The 15,832-nt window shown below is 69.0% G+C and carries 19 protein-coding genes; 12 read left to right on the forward strand and 7 right to left on the reverse strand.

Annotated features, from left to right (window positions below):
- Positions 1-12 precede the first annotated feature (12 nt).
- The 4 genes from WBA97_RS14585 to WBA97_RS14600 form a co-directional block, all read right to left on the reverse strand.
- Entirely contained in the window at positions 13-282 is a 270-nt protein-coding gene (locus tag WBA97_RS14585; RefSeq protein ID WP_424231329.1) for a hypothetical protein, read from the reverse strand.
- A 214-nt stretch (positions 283-496) separates the two neighbouring features.
- Positions 497-1,402 (reverse strand): glycosyltransferase, encoded by a 906-nt coding sequence (locus WBA97_RS14590; RefSeq protein ID WP_424231330.1) that lies wholly within the window; start codon positions 1,400-1,402, stop codon positions 497-499.
- Complete coding sequence (locus WBA97_RS14595) at positions 1,402-2,220, reverse strand: ABC transporter ATP-binding protein (protein ID WP_424231331.1); 819 nt, start codon at positions 2,218-2,220, stop codon at positions 1,402-1,404. Before WBA97_RS14595 ends, WBA97_RS14590 begins: the two co-directional genes overlap by 1 nt.
- A gap of 16 nt (positions 2,221-2,236) precedes the next feature.
- Positions 2,237-3,145, reverse strand: a complete 909-nt coding sequence (locus WBA97_RS14600) for an ABC transporter permease (protein WP_424231351.1) — start codon at positions 3,143-3,145, stop codon at positions 2,237-2,239.
- Positions 3,146-3,304: 159 nt separating this feature from the next.
- Here WBA97_RS14600 and WBA97_RS14605 point away from each other — a divergent pair, with 159 nt between their 5' ends.
- The 3 genes from WBA97_RS14605 to pseI all read left to right on the forward strand — a co-directional run bounded on the left by WBA97_RS14605 (position 3,305) and on the right by pseI (position 5,852).
- Entirely contained in the window at positions 3,305-3,934 is a 630-nt protein-coding gene (locus tag WBA97_RS14605; RefSeq protein WP_424231332.1) for a hypothetical protein, read from the forward strand.
- A gap of 10 nt (positions 3,935-3,944) precedes the next feature.
- Positions 3,945-4,409, forward strand: a complete 465-nt coding sequence (locus tag WBA97_RS14610; protein WP_424231333.1) for a hypothetical protein — start codon at positions 3,945-3,947, stop codon at positions 4,407-4,409.
- Positions 4,410-4,802: 393 nt separating this feature from the next.
- Complete coding sequence (gene pseI / locus WBA97_RS14615; protein WP_424231334.1) at positions 4,803-5,852, forward strand: pseudaminic acid synthase; 1,050 nt, start codon at positions 4,803-4,805, stop codon at positions 5,850-5,852.
- Positions 5,853-5,927: 75 nt separating this feature from the next.
- Here the strand turns inward: pseI and WBA97_RS14620 are convergent, their stop codons facing one another.
- From WBA97_RS14620 to pseB, 3 genes are read right to left on the reverse strand one after another with little or no spacing between them, the layout of a single operon-like run.
- Positions 5,928-6,620, reverse strand: coding sequence for a phosphotransferase enzyme family protein (locus tag WBA97_RS14620; protein ID WP_424231335.1), 693 nt, complete (start codon positions 6,618-6,620; stop codon positions 5,928-5,930).
- Positions 6,620-7,750 carry a DegT/DnrJ/EryC1/StrS family aminotransferase gene (locus WBA97_RS14625; protein ID WP_424231336.1) on the reverse strand — a complete coding sequence of 377 codons (1,131 nt, stop codon included), beginning with the start codon at positions 7,748-7,750 and terminating at the stop codon, positions 6,620-6,622. Before WBA97_RS14625 ends, WBA97_RS14620 begins: the two co-directional genes overlap by 1 nt.
- Complete coding sequence (gene pseB / locus WBA97_RS14630; RefSeq protein ID WP_424231337.1) at positions 7,743-8,726, reverse strand: UDP-N-acetylglucosamine 4,6-dehydratase (inverting); 984 nt, start codon at positions 8,724-8,726, stop codon at positions 7,743-7,745. Before pseB ends, WBA97_RS14625 begins: the two co-directional genes overlap by 8 nt.
- A 50-nt stretch (positions 8,727-8,776) precedes the next feature.
- Here pseB and WBA97_RS14635 point away from each other — a divergent pair, with 50 nt between their 5' ends.
- From WBA97_RS14635 to WBA97_RS14675, 9 genes are all read left to right on the forward strand, one after another.
- Complete coding sequence (locus tag WBA97_RS14635) at positions 8,777-9,505, forward strand: cytidylyltransferase domain-containing protein (RefSeq protein WP_424231338.1); 729 nt, start codon at positions 8,777-8,779, stop codon at positions 9,503-9,505.
- On the forward strand, positions 9,502-10,815 hold the full coding sequence (locus WBA97_RS14640) for a GNAT family N-acetyltransferase (protein ID WP_424231339.1): 1,314 nt from the start codon (positions 9,502-9,504) through the stop codon (positions 10,813-10,815). Before WBA97_RS14635 ends, WBA97_RS14640 begins: the two co-directional genes overlap by 4 nt.
- A 58-nt stretch (positions 10,816-10,873) precedes the next feature.
- On the forward strand, positions 10,874-11,803 hold the full coding sequence (locus WBA97_RS14645; RefSeq protein WP_424231340.1) for a polyprenyl synthetase family protein: 930 nt from the start codon (positions 10,874-10,876) through the stop codon (positions 11,801-11,803).
- A 55-nt stretch (positions 11,804-11,858) separates the two neighbouring features.
- The gene (locus tag WBA97_RS14650; protein ID WP_424231341.1) at positions 11,859-12,224 is read left to right on the forward strand and encodes a VOC family protein; all 366 of its coding nucleotides are present in this window, start codon (positions 11,859-11,861) and stop codon (positions 12,222-12,224) included.
- Complete coding sequence (locus tag WBA97_RS14655; RefSeq protein WP_424231342.1) at positions 12,221-12,976, forward strand: sulfite exporter TauE/SafE family protein; 756 nt, start codon at positions 12,221-12,223, stop codon at positions 12,974-12,976. Before WBA97_RS14650 ends, WBA97_RS14655 begins: the two co-directional genes overlap by 4 nt.
- 117 nt (positions 12,977-13,093) lie before the next feature.
- On the forward strand, positions 13,094-13,717 hold the full coding sequence (locus tag WBA97_RS14660; RefSeq protein WP_424231343.1) for a dienelactone hydrolase family protein: 624 nt from the start codon (positions 13,094-13,096) through the stop codon (positions 13,715-13,717).
- A 19-nt stretch (positions 13,718-13,736) separates the two neighbouring features.
- Complete coding sequence (locus WBA97_RS14665; protein WP_424231344.1) at positions 13,737-14,510, forward strand: ESX secretion-associated protein EspG; 774 nt, start codon at positions 13,737-13,739, stop codon at positions 14,508-14,510.
- Between the two features lie 58 nt (positions 14,511-14,568).
- Positions 14,569-15,009: a hypothetical protein gene (locus tag WBA97_RS14670; RefSeq protein WP_424231345.1), complete on the forward strand. Its 441-nt coding sequence runs from the start codon at positions 14,569-14,571 to the stop codon at positions 15,007-15,009.
- Positions 15,006-15,832 (forward strand): PPE domain-containing protein (locus WBA97_RS14675; protein ID WP_424231346.1); only part of this gene is annotated, 827 nt, incomplete at its 3' end. The genes WBA97_RS14670 and WBA97_RS14675, both read left to right, overlap by 4 nt.

A 15,832-nucleotide genomic window follows, 5' to 3' on the forward strand; every position in this document is an offset into this window, starting at 1 on the left:
AGTCCAGCTCTCTCAGGTCGCGAAGCCGTGCTTCTTGGGCAGGTCGCTGCCGTAGACCCTCGTCAGTGGGGGTAGCTCGTCAAGGTGGGCGGTCACCACGTGGGCGAAGTTCACCACCACGGTCGAACCGTTTGCCAGGGCCGGGGTGCCCACCGCGCCGCCCGACAGCAGCTCGGGGAGCTTCTTTTCCAGTTCCTTCACACCCTCGTCGGACAGGGCGAACACCAGTGGTTCGCCGCCGCCCGCGAGGTGCAGAACGAGTGCGCGTTTCGAGTCAGCCATGACACAACATGAGCATTGTCGCCGGTCAGCGGCAAGCCAGTTCACCGAAAGCAAAACCGCGGGACGCCGGGGCCTGCCACATGGATCTTTGTGCGAGAGTCTGACCTGACCAACAGTGACCTCAGGGGAACGTGACGGCAGCCGGCCACCAACCACCTGCGATCCGAGCTGTCGCTGGGTCAATACCAACACTTTTAAATTCCGGGGAGGCGGACTAGAAGCGGAAGAAGCGTTCCTTGCGTCCTTGGCGCACCAGCTTGAGCCATTGCATGAACGCCTTCGGGTCGCGCTTCGTGCCGATGAAGTACAGGCCGAACCGGGCCAGTTCCAGCATGCCGATCCTGCGGAGGCCTGGCTGCGACAGCAGGTAGCCGCGGTTGCGGTACGTGTAGTACCGCTTCACCTCGTTCTCCGGGTCCTGCGCGTGGAACCTGCCGCCGAGCATCGGCTTGAACTCGTCCGAGCCGTCCGGATGCAGGTACGCCACCCGGAGGCACGTCCCGAACGGCAGCCCCGACCGCACCATGCGGCGGTGGATCTCCACCTCGTCGCCGCGGAAGAACAGGCGGTAGTCGGGGACGCCGATGACATCCAGCGTGGCCGCGCGGAACAGGGCGCCGTTGAACAGGGACGCGATGCCCGGCAGGAAGTCCGTGCCGAGCTCGGCGGCGCTGCGCTTCCACGTGAGGCCACGGCGCATCGGGAACGCGAGCTTCGCCGGGGTCTCGATGTTCGACACCACCGGGGAGATCGCCGCCAGGTTCCGCTTCCCGGCCTCCGCCAGCAGGACCTCGAGCACGTTCTCGTCGGCGGGACGGCCGTCGTCGTCGGCGCACCAGACCCACTCCGCGCCCAGGGACAGCGCGTGCAGCATGCCGAGCGCGAAGCCGCCCGCGCCACCCAGGTTGCGGTGCGACGCCAGGTAGGTCGACGGCACCGGGCAGCTCTCGACGATGTCGCGCACGGGGTCGTCCGGGCCGTTGTCCACCACCACGAGGTGGTCAGGGGGCCTGGTCTGCGCGCCGATCATCTTCAGCGAGTCGGCGAGCAGCTCCCGGCGGTGGCGGGTGACCACCACGGCCACCACCGCGTTCGTCGGCAACTGCCCATCGAGAGCCATCAGACCTCGCCGCTCTTCGTCGTGAGTGCCGGCTCGATGCCGAGGCGCTGAAGCGTCTCCGAACTCATGCTCTCGAACGGGTCCTTGCCCTTGTAGGCGGTGAGGACCTCGCGCAGTGAGCCATGCTGCTTCATGTGACCTTCGTCCATCCAGATGGCCGTGTTACACAGCTCGAACAATAGGTCGTCCTGGTGCGAGGCGAACACCAACATGCCGGAGCGCTTCACAAGATCCACCAGCCGGGTCCGCGCCTTGGCGAGGAACGCCGCGTCGACGGCGCCGATGCCCTCGTCCAGGATCAGGATCTCCGGGTCGATGGACGTGACCACACCGAGCGCGAGCCGGACCCGCATGCCCGTCGAGTACGTGCGCAGCGGCATCTGCAGGTAGTCACCGAGCTCGGTGAACTCGGTGATGTCGTCGACCCGCTTCTCCATCTGCTTGCGGGTCATGCCGAGGAACAGGCCGCGGATCATGATGTTCTCGAGCCCGGAGATCTCCGGGTCCATGCCGACGCCGAGGTCGAACACCGGCGCGACCTTGCCGACGATCCGTGACGAGCCTCTTGTCGGCTCGTAGATGCCCGCCAGCAGGCGCAGCAGCGTCGACTTGCCCGCGCCGTTGTGCCCGACGAGCCCGATGCGGTCGCCTTCCTTCAGCGACAGCGTGATGTCGTGCAGTGCCTCGATGATCGGCACCTTCTGCGCGGTGCCGATCTTGCCGCCGACCTTGCCGAGGACGGCCTTCTTCAGGGAACGGCTCTTCGCGTCGAAGATCGGGAAGTCGACCGAGGCGTCCCAGACGTTGATGCTGACCATGTCGTTGTCGCCTCACTCAGACCCAGTAGGAAACGCGCGAACGGTAGTTACGCATGGCCACGAAGGCCAGGGCCCACCCCACAACGGTAAACCCGCCGACGACAACCCAGTTGTGCCAGCTCTGGCTGTTGCCGATCAGCGGCGCGCGCAGGATCTGCACGTAGTGGTAGATCGGGTTCAGCTCGGCGATGAGCGCCCGGTCGCTCGCGCCGTCGCCGAAGTTGGCCGTGAGGATGTCGGTGGTCCACACGATCGGCGTCATGAAGAACACGAGCTGGATCAGGCTGTTGATGACCTGCGGGATGTCGCGGTACCGCGTGGAGATGATGCCGAAGAGGATCGTGACCCAGCCGCCGTTGACCGCGATCAGCACGAACGCCGGGATGGCGAGGAGCACGCTCCAGCCGATGCCTGGCTGCACGGTGCCGTCCGGCACGGTGATCTGGTAGGGCTCGGTCAGGTCGGACCAGAAGACGGCCACGACCACGAAGTACACCAGCATGTTGTGCGCGAACATCAGCGTGAGCCGCCACACCGTGCGCAGTGCGTACACGGTGAGGGGCGCCGGGAGGTGCTTGATGAGGCCTTCGTTGCGGATGAAGGTGTCGGTGCCCTCGGTGATGCAGCCGTTGATGAAGTTCCAGACGATGAACCCGACGGTGATGTACGGGAGGAATGTCTGGATGTGTGCGTCGAACAGCTGGGAGTAGAGCAGTCCGAGGCCGATCGCGGTGATGGCCATCGAGAGCGTGATCCACAGTGGTCCGATGACCGACCTGCGATAACGCTGCTTGATGTCCTGCCACCCGAGATGCCCCCACAGCACCCGCTGTTTGAAGCCCTTGACGATGTCCTCCCGCGCCCGTGACCAGCTACGGGTGGAGGGGGGAGGCGGGGGTGCCTGCTCCTGCTCGGCAGCGCTCATTACTGACACGGCTGTCGAGACTACCGGCGGCCACAGCGGGCGCCGCAGGGGACGGGGCTCGCAGAGTGTTGTCACACCGAGACCCTGCGCACGGAAGAAGATCATCCGCTCCTGGTAACTTCTGCGCTCATGGTCGACGTCGCCCCTGCACAGAGCGTCATGCGCGCCCTGATTGACGTCTATGCCGAACACTCGGAGCCACGGTCCGTCGCTGTCGTCGGCAACATGCCGCTGCCGCCGGACGTGGAACGGGCCAAGGCCATCGACGCCTGCGACCTGGTGTTCCGGGTCAACGGTTTCGTCACCGACGAGCCCGGTAGCCCGCCAACTGTGGGAAGTCGCACACATGTCGTGGTGTTCAACCGCGCGCTGCGTGCGACGAAGTACGTGTTCCAGGACTACCGCAGACGCCTGTACCTGATGGTCGAGCCGGGCAGGCTGCACTGGGAACCGGACCACATGCCGGGCTGGTGGCCGGCGGACCTCGGGCTCGTGCCGGTCAACAACGCCGAGGTGACGCTGCCGCTGTCGGACGCGCTCGGCCTGCCGTCGCGGGTCGAGGGCACGTGGGCGACGACCGGCACGATGGCGGCGTGGATCGCGCGCACCTGCTATCCGGAGGCTGAACTCCTGCTGACCGGGTACTCGTTCATCGACAACCCGAACCAGACGCACTGGATGCACGCCGCCGGTGACTCCTGCATCGTCGGACCCGAGCACCAGATCGCCGCCGAGGGGCGTTTGCTCGACTCGTGGACCAAGACCGGCCGCACCAAGTTGCTTCGCTGAGGGACAAACATTGAACGACAACAGCTTCCGGAACCTGTTCGGGGCCCGTCCGGTCGTGTCGGACCGGATCAAGCGGCTGATCGACTACCGGATCAACGAGCGCATCCCGAACGATCGCCTCGAGGACTACTACCGGACCGTCGACCAGCTCGCGCGGGACCACTCCGACGTCGTCGAGGACATGCGCAGACGGCTGGCCGACCTGGAGCGTCGCTTCCACGAGGTCGAGAAGATCCAGCGCTGGTCGGCCAACGAGCTGGAGCGGATCATCCCGCAGGTCGCCGCCCAGGAGTCGCAGCTCGAGTCGCTGCGCGAGAAGATCGCCGCGGTGCCCGCCGCGGACCAGCCGCAGATCGACGAGGCGCGGACGCTGATCGACGAGGTCCGCAGGGAGCACAGTCAGATCCGGGTGCGCCTGACGGCGGTCGCCCAGTACGAGGATCGGCTCCGCAAGCTCGAAGATCGCGCGGAGTAGCCGTAAGGGTCCACGTATCACGTTCCGTTGCCAGTATTCACAGTTGAACCTTCAAATGTGAATTGTTGACTTGTTGTCTTCATCCGGTCAACTCTGTTGCGTGTTACTCCATTCGTGGACCCTGAGCTGTATACAGGCGCGGAGGTCGGGGTCATGGTAGATGTCCAGTGGTGGTTATCGGCTTACGACAACCGAGTACACGCGTTCGGCAACGACGAGGCCGGACGCGACTTCGGTGAGGCTCTCTGCGAGCACTGCGTACCGAACGACAAGCTATCCTGCACCGACGACGGCGTACGGTGCCTGGCCTGCTTGTTGATCTTCGGTGACCTGCTCGCGGACATACACGGCGACGCGGCCTGGCGAGCGTCGTAGGCCCGGTACTTTGGGGTCATGCGTGAAGTAACCATCGGCAAGCACACGGTCGGGCAGAACCACCGGCCGTACGTCATCGCCGAGATGTCCGGGAACCACAACGGGGACCTGGACCGTGCGCTGGCGATCGTCGACGAGGTCGCCAGGTCCGGTGCGCAGGCGCTGAAGCTGCAGACCTACCGCGCCGACACGATCACGATCGACGTCGACAGCCCTGCCTTCCGCATCTCGGACGACCACGAGCTGTGGGGCGGGCAGAACCTCTACTCGCTGTACGAGAAGGCCCACACGCCGTGGGAGTGGCACCGGCCGATCTTCGAACGCGCCGCCCAGCAGGGGCTCACCGTCTTCTCCAGCCCGTTCGACGCGACCGCCATCGAGCTGCTCGAGTCGCTCGACGCGCCCGCCTACAAGATCGCCTCCGCGGAGATCGTCGACCTGCCGCTCATCGAGCTGGCCGCGAGGACCGGCAAGCCGCTGGTCATCTCCACCGGGATGGCGAACATCGCCGAGATCCACGCGGCCGTCGACACCGCCCGCCGCGCTGGCAACGACCAGCTGATCGTCCTCGGCTGCACCGCGTCCTACCCGGCTGATCCCGCCGACAGCAACCTGCGGGGCATCCCGCTCATCCGTGACGCCTTCGACGTCATCGCGGGCCTCTCCGACCACACCATGGGCATCGGCGTGCCCATCGCGGCCGTCGCGCTCGGCGCCTGCGTGATCGAGAAGCACGTGACCCTCAAGCGTGTCGACGGCGGCGTCGACAGCGAGTTCTCGCTCGAGCCCGCCGAGCTGACCGCGCTGGTCACCGAGACCGAGCGGGCCTGGCAGGCGCTGGGGACGACCCGCATCGGACCCAAGGACAGCGAGCGCGAGGTCAGCAGGCTCCGCCGTTCACTGTGGGTCGTCGAGGACGTGGCCGAGGGTGACGAGTTGACGGCGGCGAACGTCCGATCGATCCGCCCGTCGGGTGGTCTCGCCCCCGCTGACCTGTCCATCGTGCTCGGCAGGCGCTTCCGGAGCTCGGCCGTGAAAGGGACCCCACTTACCTGGGATCTCGTTTAGTTGTCCACAGGACAACCCGTCGCAAACGCTTGGCATTTCACGCCTTGCCCACCGGGCGGAATGTTGTCCACAGGGTTATCCACAGGCGATTCTTGCGAGTCGCACACGTGCGTAGTGCGGCTCGACCAGCCATCCGTTGGCGGCCTCCCACGCGTCGACGGCGGCCCGCGCGGCCGGCGGCAGGCCCATGTCCGGAATGTCCGGGATATCCCCGAGGTCCAGCCACGGGTGGTCGAGGCGGGCCTCGTCCCAGTCGAGGAAGCCGACCCGGTCGCCGTCGACGCGGACGTTCGCGGCACACGGGTCGCCGTGGACGACCGTCGACGGACCGTCCAGCGCGCGCCACGCGGCACGGCACGTTTCGACCGCTTCGTCCGGCATCGCGGTCAGGTCCACGTCGCCGCCGCGGTCGAGGGTCAGCAGGTCGCGGGTGCCGGGAAGGTCCGGTCTGGGCGGCCAGCCGACCATCAGCTCGTGCAGGCGCCGCAGTTCGGCCACGACCGGTGCCCAGTCGACCGGCTCGTGGCCGGGGAGCCACCGCTGCACGACCACACCGTCCACGTGCGATCGCCCGTCCGCCGGGACCACCTCGGGCACGAGGAAACCGTTGCGCCCCAGGTGATCGAGGAGCGTCAGCTCCCATTCGAGGGAGGCCGTCGAACGGCGGGACCGGCGTGCCACCAGGTCGCCTTCGAGCCGGAAGACCTCGTTGCGGTGTCCGCCAAGCCGCGCGAGGACCCTGGGCGAGCCCCACGGTGCGAGATCCACTAGAAATACTCGCGCACCAGCTCGATCACGCGGTCCACGTCGTCGTCCGACAGGTCCGGGAACAGCGGCAGTGACAGCTCCTCCGCGTAGAACCGCTCCGCGTTCTGGCACATCCCGCGCTGGTAGCCGAGGTCGGCGAACACCGGGTGCCAGTACACCGGGATGTAGTTCACCTGCACGCCGATCCCGTTCGCCCGCAGGTGGTCGAACAGCGCGCGCCGCCGCCCGTCCAGCACCCGCAGCGCGTACAGGTGCCACATCGGGTCCGCGCCGGGCAGTGTCACCGGCGTCCGCACGCCGTCCACATCGGACAGTCCCGCGGTGTAGCGCGCATGGATCTCCGTGCGCCGCTCCTTGAACCACGCCAGCCGCTTCAGCTGGCTGGAACCCAAGGCACACAACACGTCCGGCAGCCGGTAGTTCAGGCCGAACTCGTGCACCTCCTGGTGCCAGCCGCCCTCGTCGGGGAACCGCATCCGGCTCTTGTCGCGCACCAGCCCGTGGTTGCGGAACTGTGCGGCCCGCCGCGCGAGGTCCGGGTTCGGCGACGCCACCGCGCCACCCTCGGTGGTCGTCAGGTTCTTGGTGGGGAAGAAGGAGAACGTCGTCAGGTCCGCAAGGGAGCCGACCGGCCGCCGCTGCCACGTGCCGCCGATCGAGTGCGCGGCGTCCTCCAGGAGCAGCGCGCCGCCGTCGTGCGCGATCTTCGACAGCTCGTCCACCGGCGCCGGGTGCCCCGCGTAGTCCACCGAGGACACCACCCGGGTCTTCGCCGTCATCGCCGCCGCGGCCGCCTCGGGCAGCAGGTTCCCGGTCTCCGCCGAGACGTCCGCGAACACCACGGTCGCGCCCTGCGCCACCGCGGTCGCGGCCGTCGCGACGAACGTCATCGGCGCGCACACGACCTCGTCACCGGCGCCGATGCCCGCCGCCGCGTACGCGACGTGCAGTGCGGCGGTCCCCGAGGTCACGGCGACCGTCGGCACCCCGCCGATCAGCGCGGACAGGTCCTCCTCGAACCGGCGCACGGCAGGCCCGGTGGTCAGCCAGTCACCACGCAGGACCGCCGCGACCGCCTCGATGTCCTCCTCGACGATGGACTGACGTCCATAAGGGAGCAGGTCACCCATACTGCGCCACCAGTGTCCGCAGGTCATCGTCGGACAGCCACAGGTCGTTGGTGTCCGATCGGTACGCGAAGCCCTCCGGCACCGGCTTGCCGTCGGCGGGCGGCTCGTAGCCCCAGCCCGCGATGTGCGGCATCACGACGTACCGGTCGTCGAGCAGCAGCGTCCGGCGCGAGTCGTCCGGGGCGATCATCTCCTCGTGGAGCTTCTCGCCCGGCCGGATGCCGACCTCCTTCATGGGGCTGTTCGGCGCGATCACGCGGGCCAGGTCCACCAGCCGCATGCTGGGGATCCTCGGCACGTACAGCTCACCGCCGTGCATCCGGTCGAACGAGTTCACCACGAACTCGACCGCCTGCGGCAGCGTGATCCAGAACCGGGTCATGCGCAGGTCGGTGATCGGCAGTGCCTCGCCGCGCTCGGCCAGCGACCTGAAGAACGGGATGACCGAGCCGCGCGAGCCCATCACGTTGCCGTACCGGACCACGGAGAACCTGGTCGGGTGGCCTGCCGCGTAGTGGTTGCCGGAGATGAACAACCGGTCCGCGCACAGCTTCGTCGCGCCGTACAGGTTGATCGGGCTGGACGCCTTGTCGGTCGACAGCGCCACGACCTTCTTGATGCCGCAGTCGATGGCCGCCTCGATCACGTTCTGCGACCCGGTGATGTTGGTCTGCACGAACTCGAACGGGTTGTACTCGGCCGTGTCGACCTGCTTGAGCGCCGCAGCGTGCACCACGTAGTCCACATCGTGCATGGCGCGCTCCAGCCTGCGCCGGTCCCGGACGTCGCCGATGAACCAGCGCAGCCGGGGATCGTCGCCGAACAGCTGGCGTGCCTCGTACTGCTTCAGCTCGTCACGGGACAGGATCACCAGACGCCGTGGGTCCAGGTGCTTCAGGGCGTAGTCGATGAACGCCTTGCCGAAGGACCCCGTCCCGCCCGTGAGCAGGATGCCCGCCCCCTCGAGCAGCGCCATGGTCTTACCTCCGCGGTCTGGGTCGTCGCCAGTGCGCCATCATGGCACCCGTGCGAGTCAACGCGGTCATCCAGGCACGGTTGTCCTCCGCCCGGCTGCCCGGCAAGGTGCTCCGGCCGCTGGGCGGCAGAAGCGTCCTGAGCTGGGTGATCCGTGCCGCCCAGGAGACACACAACGTGGACACCGTGATCCTCGCGACGTCCGACGACGCCGATGACGACCCGGTAGCCGACGAGGCCGCCCGCTGGGGCGCCTCGGTCGTGCGGGGGCCACTGGACGACGTGCTGGCCAGGTACACAATGGCCGTCCGCGAACACCCGTGCGACGCCGTGGTGCGGCTCACCGCCGACTGCCCGCTGCACGACCCGGCCCTGATCGCGCAGCTCGTCGGCATGTGGACGGCCGACCCGTCACTCGACCACGTGTCGAACATCGTCGTGCGGCGCTTCCCGCGCGGCCTCGACGCCGAGCTGGTGCGTGCCGCGGTACTTGAGGAGCAGGACCGGGTGGCGACCGGCGGGCACCGCGAGCACGTGACGTCGAACATCTACACACAGCCCGACGTGTACCGGTGCGCGGGCGTGGTGACCGGTGTTGACAACTCCGACCTGCGCGTCACGCTGGACACCGAGGAGGACGCGAAGCTCCTCGACGCCGTCGTGGACGCGCTCGGTGACGGCGTGCCGTCGTGGTACGAGGTGGTCGCCCTGCTGCGGTCGCGGCCCGACCTGGTGGCGCTGAACGCGGGCGTCGAGCAGAACACCATGCCCTCGGCATGACCTCGCTGTTGCTGCGTGCCGACGCCGCACCGTCGATGGGTGTCGGGCACCTGTCCCGCTGCGTGGCGCTGGCCACGGCCGCCCGGTCCCGCGGCTGGGACGTGGCGCTGTGCGGGTCGTTCACCGCCGGCCAGTGGCTGATCGGCACGCTGCCGGTCGTGTCCGATCCGGAGCCCGCCGACGCGGTGCTGGTGGACCACTACGGGATCGGCGAGTTCGCGGCCGACGGGCTCGTGGTGTCCATCGAGGACGGCACGTTCGGGCGCAGGCGGGCGGACGTCGTGGTGGACGCGAACCTGTACGAGGTGCCGCGGCAGGACGACGGGTCACCGGTGGTGCTGCGGGGACCCGCGTACGCGCCGCTGCGTGCGGAGATCCGGGCGGCGCGGGCCGCGCGGCGCGGTGGTTCGGTGCCGCCAAGGGTCGTGGTGGTGATGGGTGGCGGCGCGGCGCCGTCGTCGGTGGCGGCCGCGCTGACCGCGCTGCGGGACACCGGTGTGCCATCGGAGGTGGTGGCGATCTCGGCCGCGCCGGTGCCCGGGTTCGACGTGACGCCGCCGACCCCCGACGTGCCCGCCCTGTTCGCCTCGGCGGACCTGGTGGTGAGCGCGGCCGGGGTGACGTTGATGGAGCTGTGCTGCATCGGGGTGCCGACCGCGCTGGTGCGGATCGCGGACAACCAGGCGGCCGGTTACGAGGCGGCGGTGGGGCGGGGCCTCGCTGCCGGGCTGGGCACGGACCCGCGCGAGCACGTGCCCGCGCTGCGTGCGCTGCTGCTGGACTCAGCCGCCCGGCACGCCATGGGCGAACGGGCCAGGACGACGGTCGATGGCAGGGGAGCCGACCGGATCCTGGACGCGATGGGCTTCGACCCCACGGTCCGGCCTGCCACCGAGGCCGACGCAGCGTCGCTGCTGTCGTGGCGCAACGACGCCGAGACTCGCCGCTGGTCACGCACCTCCGATCCGGTCTCGCCGGTCGAGCACAAGGCGTGGCTGGCTCGGGTTCTGGCCGATCCGGCTCGGTTGTTGTACGTGGCTGAGCACGACGGCCGTCCGGTCGGGACCGTCCGGTTCGATCGCGATGGCCCGGTGTGGGAGGTCAGCATCACGGTCGCGCCAGAGGCTCGTGGGCGCAGGCTCGCGGTGCCGATGCTGCTGGCGGCCGAGCGGGCGCTGGGCCCCGGGGTGATCCGTGCCAACGTGCACCGCGACAACGGCGCCTCGCTGGCGTTGTTCCGGCGGGGCGGGTACCGGGTCGCTGTGGACGGTGAGTGGTTGTGGCTGGAGAAATCTCCCTCCCAGGAGTGAGTGGGGTGAGACGTTCGCGGGATCCGGCGCGGGGGTGTCCTGCGGGACGCTCTGTGACATGGGGATCACCACGGACCATGTGTTGTCCGAAGTGGAGCATCGGCTGCGCGAGGTGCTGGCCGGGTTCGACGGAGCCACGCATCTGATCGACGCGGGCGGCAAGCGGTTGCGGCCGGAGCTGGTCGTTCTTGGTGCGGAGTTCGGGCCACGCCAGGACAAGGTCGTCGACGCGGCGGTGCTGACCGAGCTGGTGCACGTCGGCACGTTGCACCACGACGATGTGATGGACGGTGCGCCGGTTCGTCACGGTGTGCCGACCGCGAACATGTTGTGGGGCAACAACCGGGCGATTCTGCTCGGTGACCTGATGCTCGCCCGTGCCGCCGAGCTGGGGGCCGATCTCGGCATGGCCGCGCTGCGTTTGCAGACCGCGACCCTGGCCCGGCTGGTACGTGGTCAGCTGATGGAGACGGTGCGTCCCAGGACGGCCGATCCGATGGCGTTCTGTCTGGAGGTCATGGCCGACAAGTCGGCTTCCCTGTTCGCCATGGCCGCCGAACTGGGGGCCAGGGTCGCCGAGGCGGACGACGCGGTGTGTGCTGCGCTTTCCGCCTACGGCGAGCATCTTGGGATCGCGTTCCAGCTGGTGGACGACGTGCTGGACATCGTGGGTGCCGAGTCGGGGAAGACACCCGGGACAGATCTGCGTGCCGGAGTGGTGACCGTGCCGGTGCTGCATGCGCTGGCCGCCGGTGACGCCGCCGCTGATCGGTTGCGTGTGCTGCTCGTCGCGGGTGCCGTCACTGATCCGGATCTGCATGCCGAGGCTCTTTCGCTGCTTCGGGAGGGGCCCGGGCCCTGGCTGACCCGGGCTGACGCTCGGCGGCACGCGGAGCTGGCTCGGTCGGCACTGTCCACGTTGGTGCCTTGCCGTGCGCGCGACGCGTTGGCGGCGCTCTGCGAAGGGGTCCTGGAGAGAGCTGTCTGAACCGCGCCGAAGCGTCCTCCAACGCCGCGTCGGTGGTGCGTGCGACCATGCCGTCATGCCCGCACGTTTCAAGGACATGGTCATCGACGCGCTCGACCACCACTCGCTTGCCGACTGGTGGTGCGTCGCGATGGGTTACGTGCGCAAGGACGTGCACGAGCCACCCGAGGACGGGTGGGTGCGGCCGGATGACTGGCCGGTGCCGATCGTCGACCCCGATGGAGCCGGGCCGCTGTTCTGGATCGTGCCGGTGCCCGAGGAGAAGACCGTCAAGAACCGGGTTCACCTCGACGTGTTCGGGGATCCCGAGGAACTGCTGGGCCTCGGTGCGACGGTGGTGCGCCGCCGGGACGGCGAGCTCGAGTGGGACGTGCTCGCTGATCCAGAGGGCAACGAGTTCTGCGTGTTCGCACCGCGTTGACCGCGCTCGACGTCGTCATCATCGTGGCGGCCGGGTTGTTCGCCGGGGGCATCAACTCGGTGGTCGGGTCCGGCACGCTCATCACCTTTCCCGTGCTGCTCGCGCTCGGGTATCCGCCGGTGGTGGCCAACGTCTCCAACAGCATCGGGCTCGTGCCCGGGTCGGTGAGCGGGGCCATCGGCTACCGCAGGGAGCTGGCCGGGCAGACCGGGCGGCTGGTGCGGTTCGGGACGGTGAGCGCGGTCGGCGCGGTCGGGGGTGCGTTGCTGCTGCTCGCCCTGCCGCCCGGTGCGTTCGAGGCCGTCGTGCCTGTGTTGATCGTCGTCGCGCTCGTGCTGGTCGTCCTCCAGCCGGTGGTCGCGCGGCGGCTGGCCGAACGCAAGCCGGACCGGCATCCGCACGGTGGTGTTCCGCTGCTGATCGGCGTGTTCGGCACGGCCGTGTACGGCGGCTACTTCGGCGCCGCGCAGGGGGTGATCCTGCTGGCGCTCATGGGCATCCTCGTGGACGACTCGCTGCAGCGGCTCAACGGTGTGAAGAACGTGCTGGCCGCGATCGCGAACCTCACGTCCGGTGTGGTCTTCGTCTTCGCGGCCGAAGTGGACTGGGCCGTGGTCGGGTTGCTCGCGGCGGGCTCGATCGTCGGTGGGCTGATCGGGGCACGGGTCGGCCGTCGCCTTAGGCCGTTCTGGTTACGAGCGGCCATCGTGGTGGTCGGCACGGTGGCGATCTTGCAGTTGCTCATCCGGTGACTACTCCATTTGGATGGGATTCGTTGACTGATGTTCACCTCGACGTGATTGGGTATCGGAATGTCTCCAGCCACCCGTACAGAGCCTGTTCAGCTGACTGACGGTCGTGCGCTGCGCATGACCTTCGCGGAACCGCACTCTGTCGTCAGAGGCGGTGTCGTGGTCCTGCACGAGGAACGCGGGATGACCGACGCCATGCGGGCCCTGATCACCGGGCTCGCCGCCGAGGGGTGGCTGACGGTCGCACCGCACATCTACCACGGCGACTCCACCGAGGTGGACGACGTCACGGCACAGGACCGGATCAGTGAGCTGTCCGGCGAGTCCGTGCTGGCCGACACCGACATCGCGTTCGGCTGGCTCGCGCAGCACGGCATCGACGCCGACCGGATCGGCGTCGTCGGGTTCGAGCTGGGTGGGGCGGTGTCGCTGGTGGTGGCCGCGAGCCGGGCGATCGGCGCGGCCGTGTCCGTCGGCGGCGGCGGGATACTGAACCCGCTCTCGCCGGGCCTGCCCGCGCTGGTGGACGCGGCACCCACGCTGCGCTGCCCGTGGCTCGGCCTGTACGGGGACAAGATGGCCGACGAGGTGGCGCTGCTGCGGGACGCGGCGAAGCGTTCGGAGACGGCCAACGACGTCGTGCTGTACCCGGCCGCCGACCACCGGTTCGACATCTACCCGGACACGGCCGTCGAGGCGTGGCAGCGGGTTCTCAACTGGTTCGACGCGCACTTGCGGTGACAACGCCATAATTCTCCGCGTGTCCGCGACCTCGCTGTCCCACCAGGAGTTCGACTTCCTGTGGGAGCACCTCGGCTTCACCGAGCGGCCCTACCCGCTCGACGTTCGCTCGTTCGGTTACACCATGGACGAGCGCGCTGCCCTGCGTGATCAGGTGCGGCAGTCCCTGCTGCACAAGGGGCTCCACGACGGCGCCGAGGTCACGCCCGAGCTGGAGGAACAGCTCACGGTGCTCGGCAGGCACACGTTCAGCGTCGACGGGCGGCTGTCGGTCGGCGAGACGCTGCGCGTGCTGGCGGCGAAGCACGGCCGCCGAGGTGTGCTCGCCGCCCAGTCCGACGACGAGGTCCGGCTCGCGTGGGTGCGGGACGCGCGGGTCGTGCCCGCGGTGATCGTGTTGCTGCCGGACCGCAAGCCGGGGCCGGGCGGTGCCGCGCGGATGCCGAAGCCGGTGTTCGACGCGGCCGTCGACGAGTTCGCCGCGAACGGGTATGCCGGGATGGAACGAGCGCTCACCAGCGGTGGTGTCACCGGCCGCGACCTGCGGACCGTCGTGACGCTGCTGGAGTCGGGGCGGCGCGGGGGCGGGCAGCTCGCCGCGAACAGCGTCGACCAGGTCGGCCGTCGCACCAGGACACCGGTGCTGAACTGGTTCGACACCGAGTCCGGCCGCTACCTCGTGCACAGCGAGGTGGACAGGGACCGGGTCGAGTGGCTGACCATCGCCCCCGGCGACACGGCCCGCGTCGAGCAGCGGCTTTCCGACATGGCTGCCTCGCTGAACAGCCCGTGAGCGCGGACGGTACGCGTTACTGTGACACCCGGTTCTGATCCGTCATAGGGGGTGCCGCATGCCAGAACCCGAAGCGTTCCCCGGTGCGGCCGCCGGCGCGCTCGCGCCGGTCGCCACCAAGGTCGGCAAGGTCAAGGAGCAGGCGCTCGCCGGCTCGCTGAAGATCGACCTCGACGCCGCGCAGGTCATCCTCGCCACCCTGGGCCGTCTGCGGCTGCGGGCCGCTGACCTGGTCCAGCGCTGCGTGGAGCTCGACGCTCCGCTGAGGTTCGGCGACAACTGGGTCGGCCAGATCATGTCCGAGCGGCTGCGCACGGTCGCCGTCGGCCAGGACGGCGGCGTCACGCCCGTGCTGAGCGCGTTCCACCAGGTCCTCGACGACCTGGAGGCGACGGTCCGGTTCGCGGCAGGCATGTACGCGACCAGCGACGAGCAGGCGGCCGCCGACCTGCGCCGCGCGATCGAGCGGTTCGGCGTGACCATCGAGGAGGCGTCGTGAGCGGAGCGAACCATCATGGTGAGGGCATCACGATCGGTGGCTGCTACCCGCCGAGCTGGCCCAGGCCACCGAAGCCACCCGTGCCGGAGCCGGAGCCGGACTCACTCGACGAGCGCGTCGAGTGGATGACGTGGTCGCACCCCGAGCTGTACCGGATGGTGCACGATGGCATCGACCTGACCGGCGCCATGTCGGTGTCCGCGACGTGGGCGCGGATGGGCGACGAGCTGGCCGATCTCGGCGACGAGCTGGCGAAGCTGCTGCTCGCGACCGCGCAGGCGTGGGAGGGTGACGCGGCGGAGCTCGCGAAGGAGAGCGTGTCCGCGCTCGCGGAGTGGTCACGGGAGACCGGCATCCGCGCGACCGAGGTGTGCGCCTGCGTCACCGTCCAGGTCGACAACGTGAACAACGCGCGCAACGACATGCCGCCACCGCCGTACCCGATGCTGGACGACGTGATGCTGCCGTCCCAGCTGACGGCGTTCACCCACGGTGACTTCGTGACCGCGAGGCCGCTCGTGGTCGACCCGATGGTCTACACGACGCGTGAGCGGGAGCTGCACGAGCAGGCCGCCCGGACCATGGAGCAGTTCCAGTCGAACTCGCGGGACGTGTACGCGACCGTGCCGCAGTTCGCGCCCCCCGCACTGCGGAAGAACCTGTACGGCGGGACCGCCGAGCCGCCGCAACCACCTCCGCCTCCGCAACCGCCGGTACCGCAGCTCACGCCCGTGCCGCGTGGGCCCGCGGTCGGCGGCGGTCCGGTCCCGGGTGGTGGCCCCGGTGGCTCGGCAGGCCCCGGACCAGGTGCCGGTTCTCGTTC

This window comes from Actinophytocola sp., assembly GCF_049647105.1.
Taxonomy (GTDB): Bacteria; Actinomycetota; Actinomycetes; order Mycobacteriales; family Pseudonocardiaceae; genus Actinophytocola.

What these genes read in the sequence shown, in the direction of transcription:
- WBA97_RS14605 (WP_424231332.1), top strand. Translation starts at nt 3,305, where the DNA reads ATGCGCGCCCTGATTGACGTCTATGCCGAACACTCGGAGCCACGGTCC.
- WBA97_RS14660 (WP_424231343.1), top strand. Translation starts at nt 13,094, where the DNA reads ATGACCTTCGCGGAACCGCACTCTGTCGTCAGAGGCGGTGTCGTGGTC.
- WBA97_RS14595 (WP_424231331.1), bottom strand. Translation starts at nt 2,220, where the DNA reads ATGGTCAGCATCAACGTCTGGGACGCCTCGGTCGACTTCCCGATCTTC.
- WBA97_RS14590 (WP_424231330.1), bottom strand. Translation starts at nt 1,402, where the DNA reads ATGGCTCTCGATGGGCAGTTGCCGACGAACGCGGTGGTGGCCGTGGTG.
- WBA97_RS14640 (WP_424231339.1), top strand. Translation starts at nt 9,502, where the DNA reads ATGACCTCGCTGTTGCTGCGTGCCGACGCCGCACCGTCGATGGGTGTC.
- WBA97_RS14600 (WP_424231351.1), bottom strand. Translation starts at nt 3,145, where the DNA reads ATGAGCGCTGCCGAGCAGGAGCAGGCACCCCCGCCTCCCCCCTCCACC.
- WBA97_RS14645 (WP_424231340.1), top strand. Translation starts at nt 10,874, where the DNA reads ATGGGGATCACCACGGACCATGTGTTGTCCGAAGTGGAGCATCGGCTG.
- pseB (WP_424231337.1), bottom strand. Translation starts at nt 8,726, where the DNA reads ATGGCGCTGCTCGAGGGGGCGGGCATCCTGCTCACGGGCGGGACGGGG.
- WBA97_RS14625 (WP_424231336.1), bottom strand. Translation starts at nt 7,750, where the DNA reads ATGGGTGACCTGCTCCCTTATGGACGTCAGTCCATCGTCGAGGAGGAC.
- pseI (WP_424231334.1), top strand. Translation starts at nt 4,803, where the DNA reads ATGCGTGAAGTAACCATCGGCAAGCACACGGTCGGGCAGAACCACCGG.
- WBA97_RS14585 (WP_424231329.1), bottom strand. Translation starts at nt 282, where the DNA reads ATGGCTGACTCGAAACGCGCACTCGTTCTGCACCTCGCGGGCGGCGGC.
- WBA97_RS14650 (WP_424231341.1), top strand. Translation starts at nt 11,859, where the DNA reads ATGCCCGCACGTTTCAAGGACATGGTCATCGACGCGCTCGACCACCAC.
- WBA97_RS14670 (WP_424231345.1), top strand. Translation starts at nt 14,569, where the DNA reads ATGCCAGAACCCGAAGCGTTCCCCGGTGCGGCCGCCGGCGCGCTCGCG.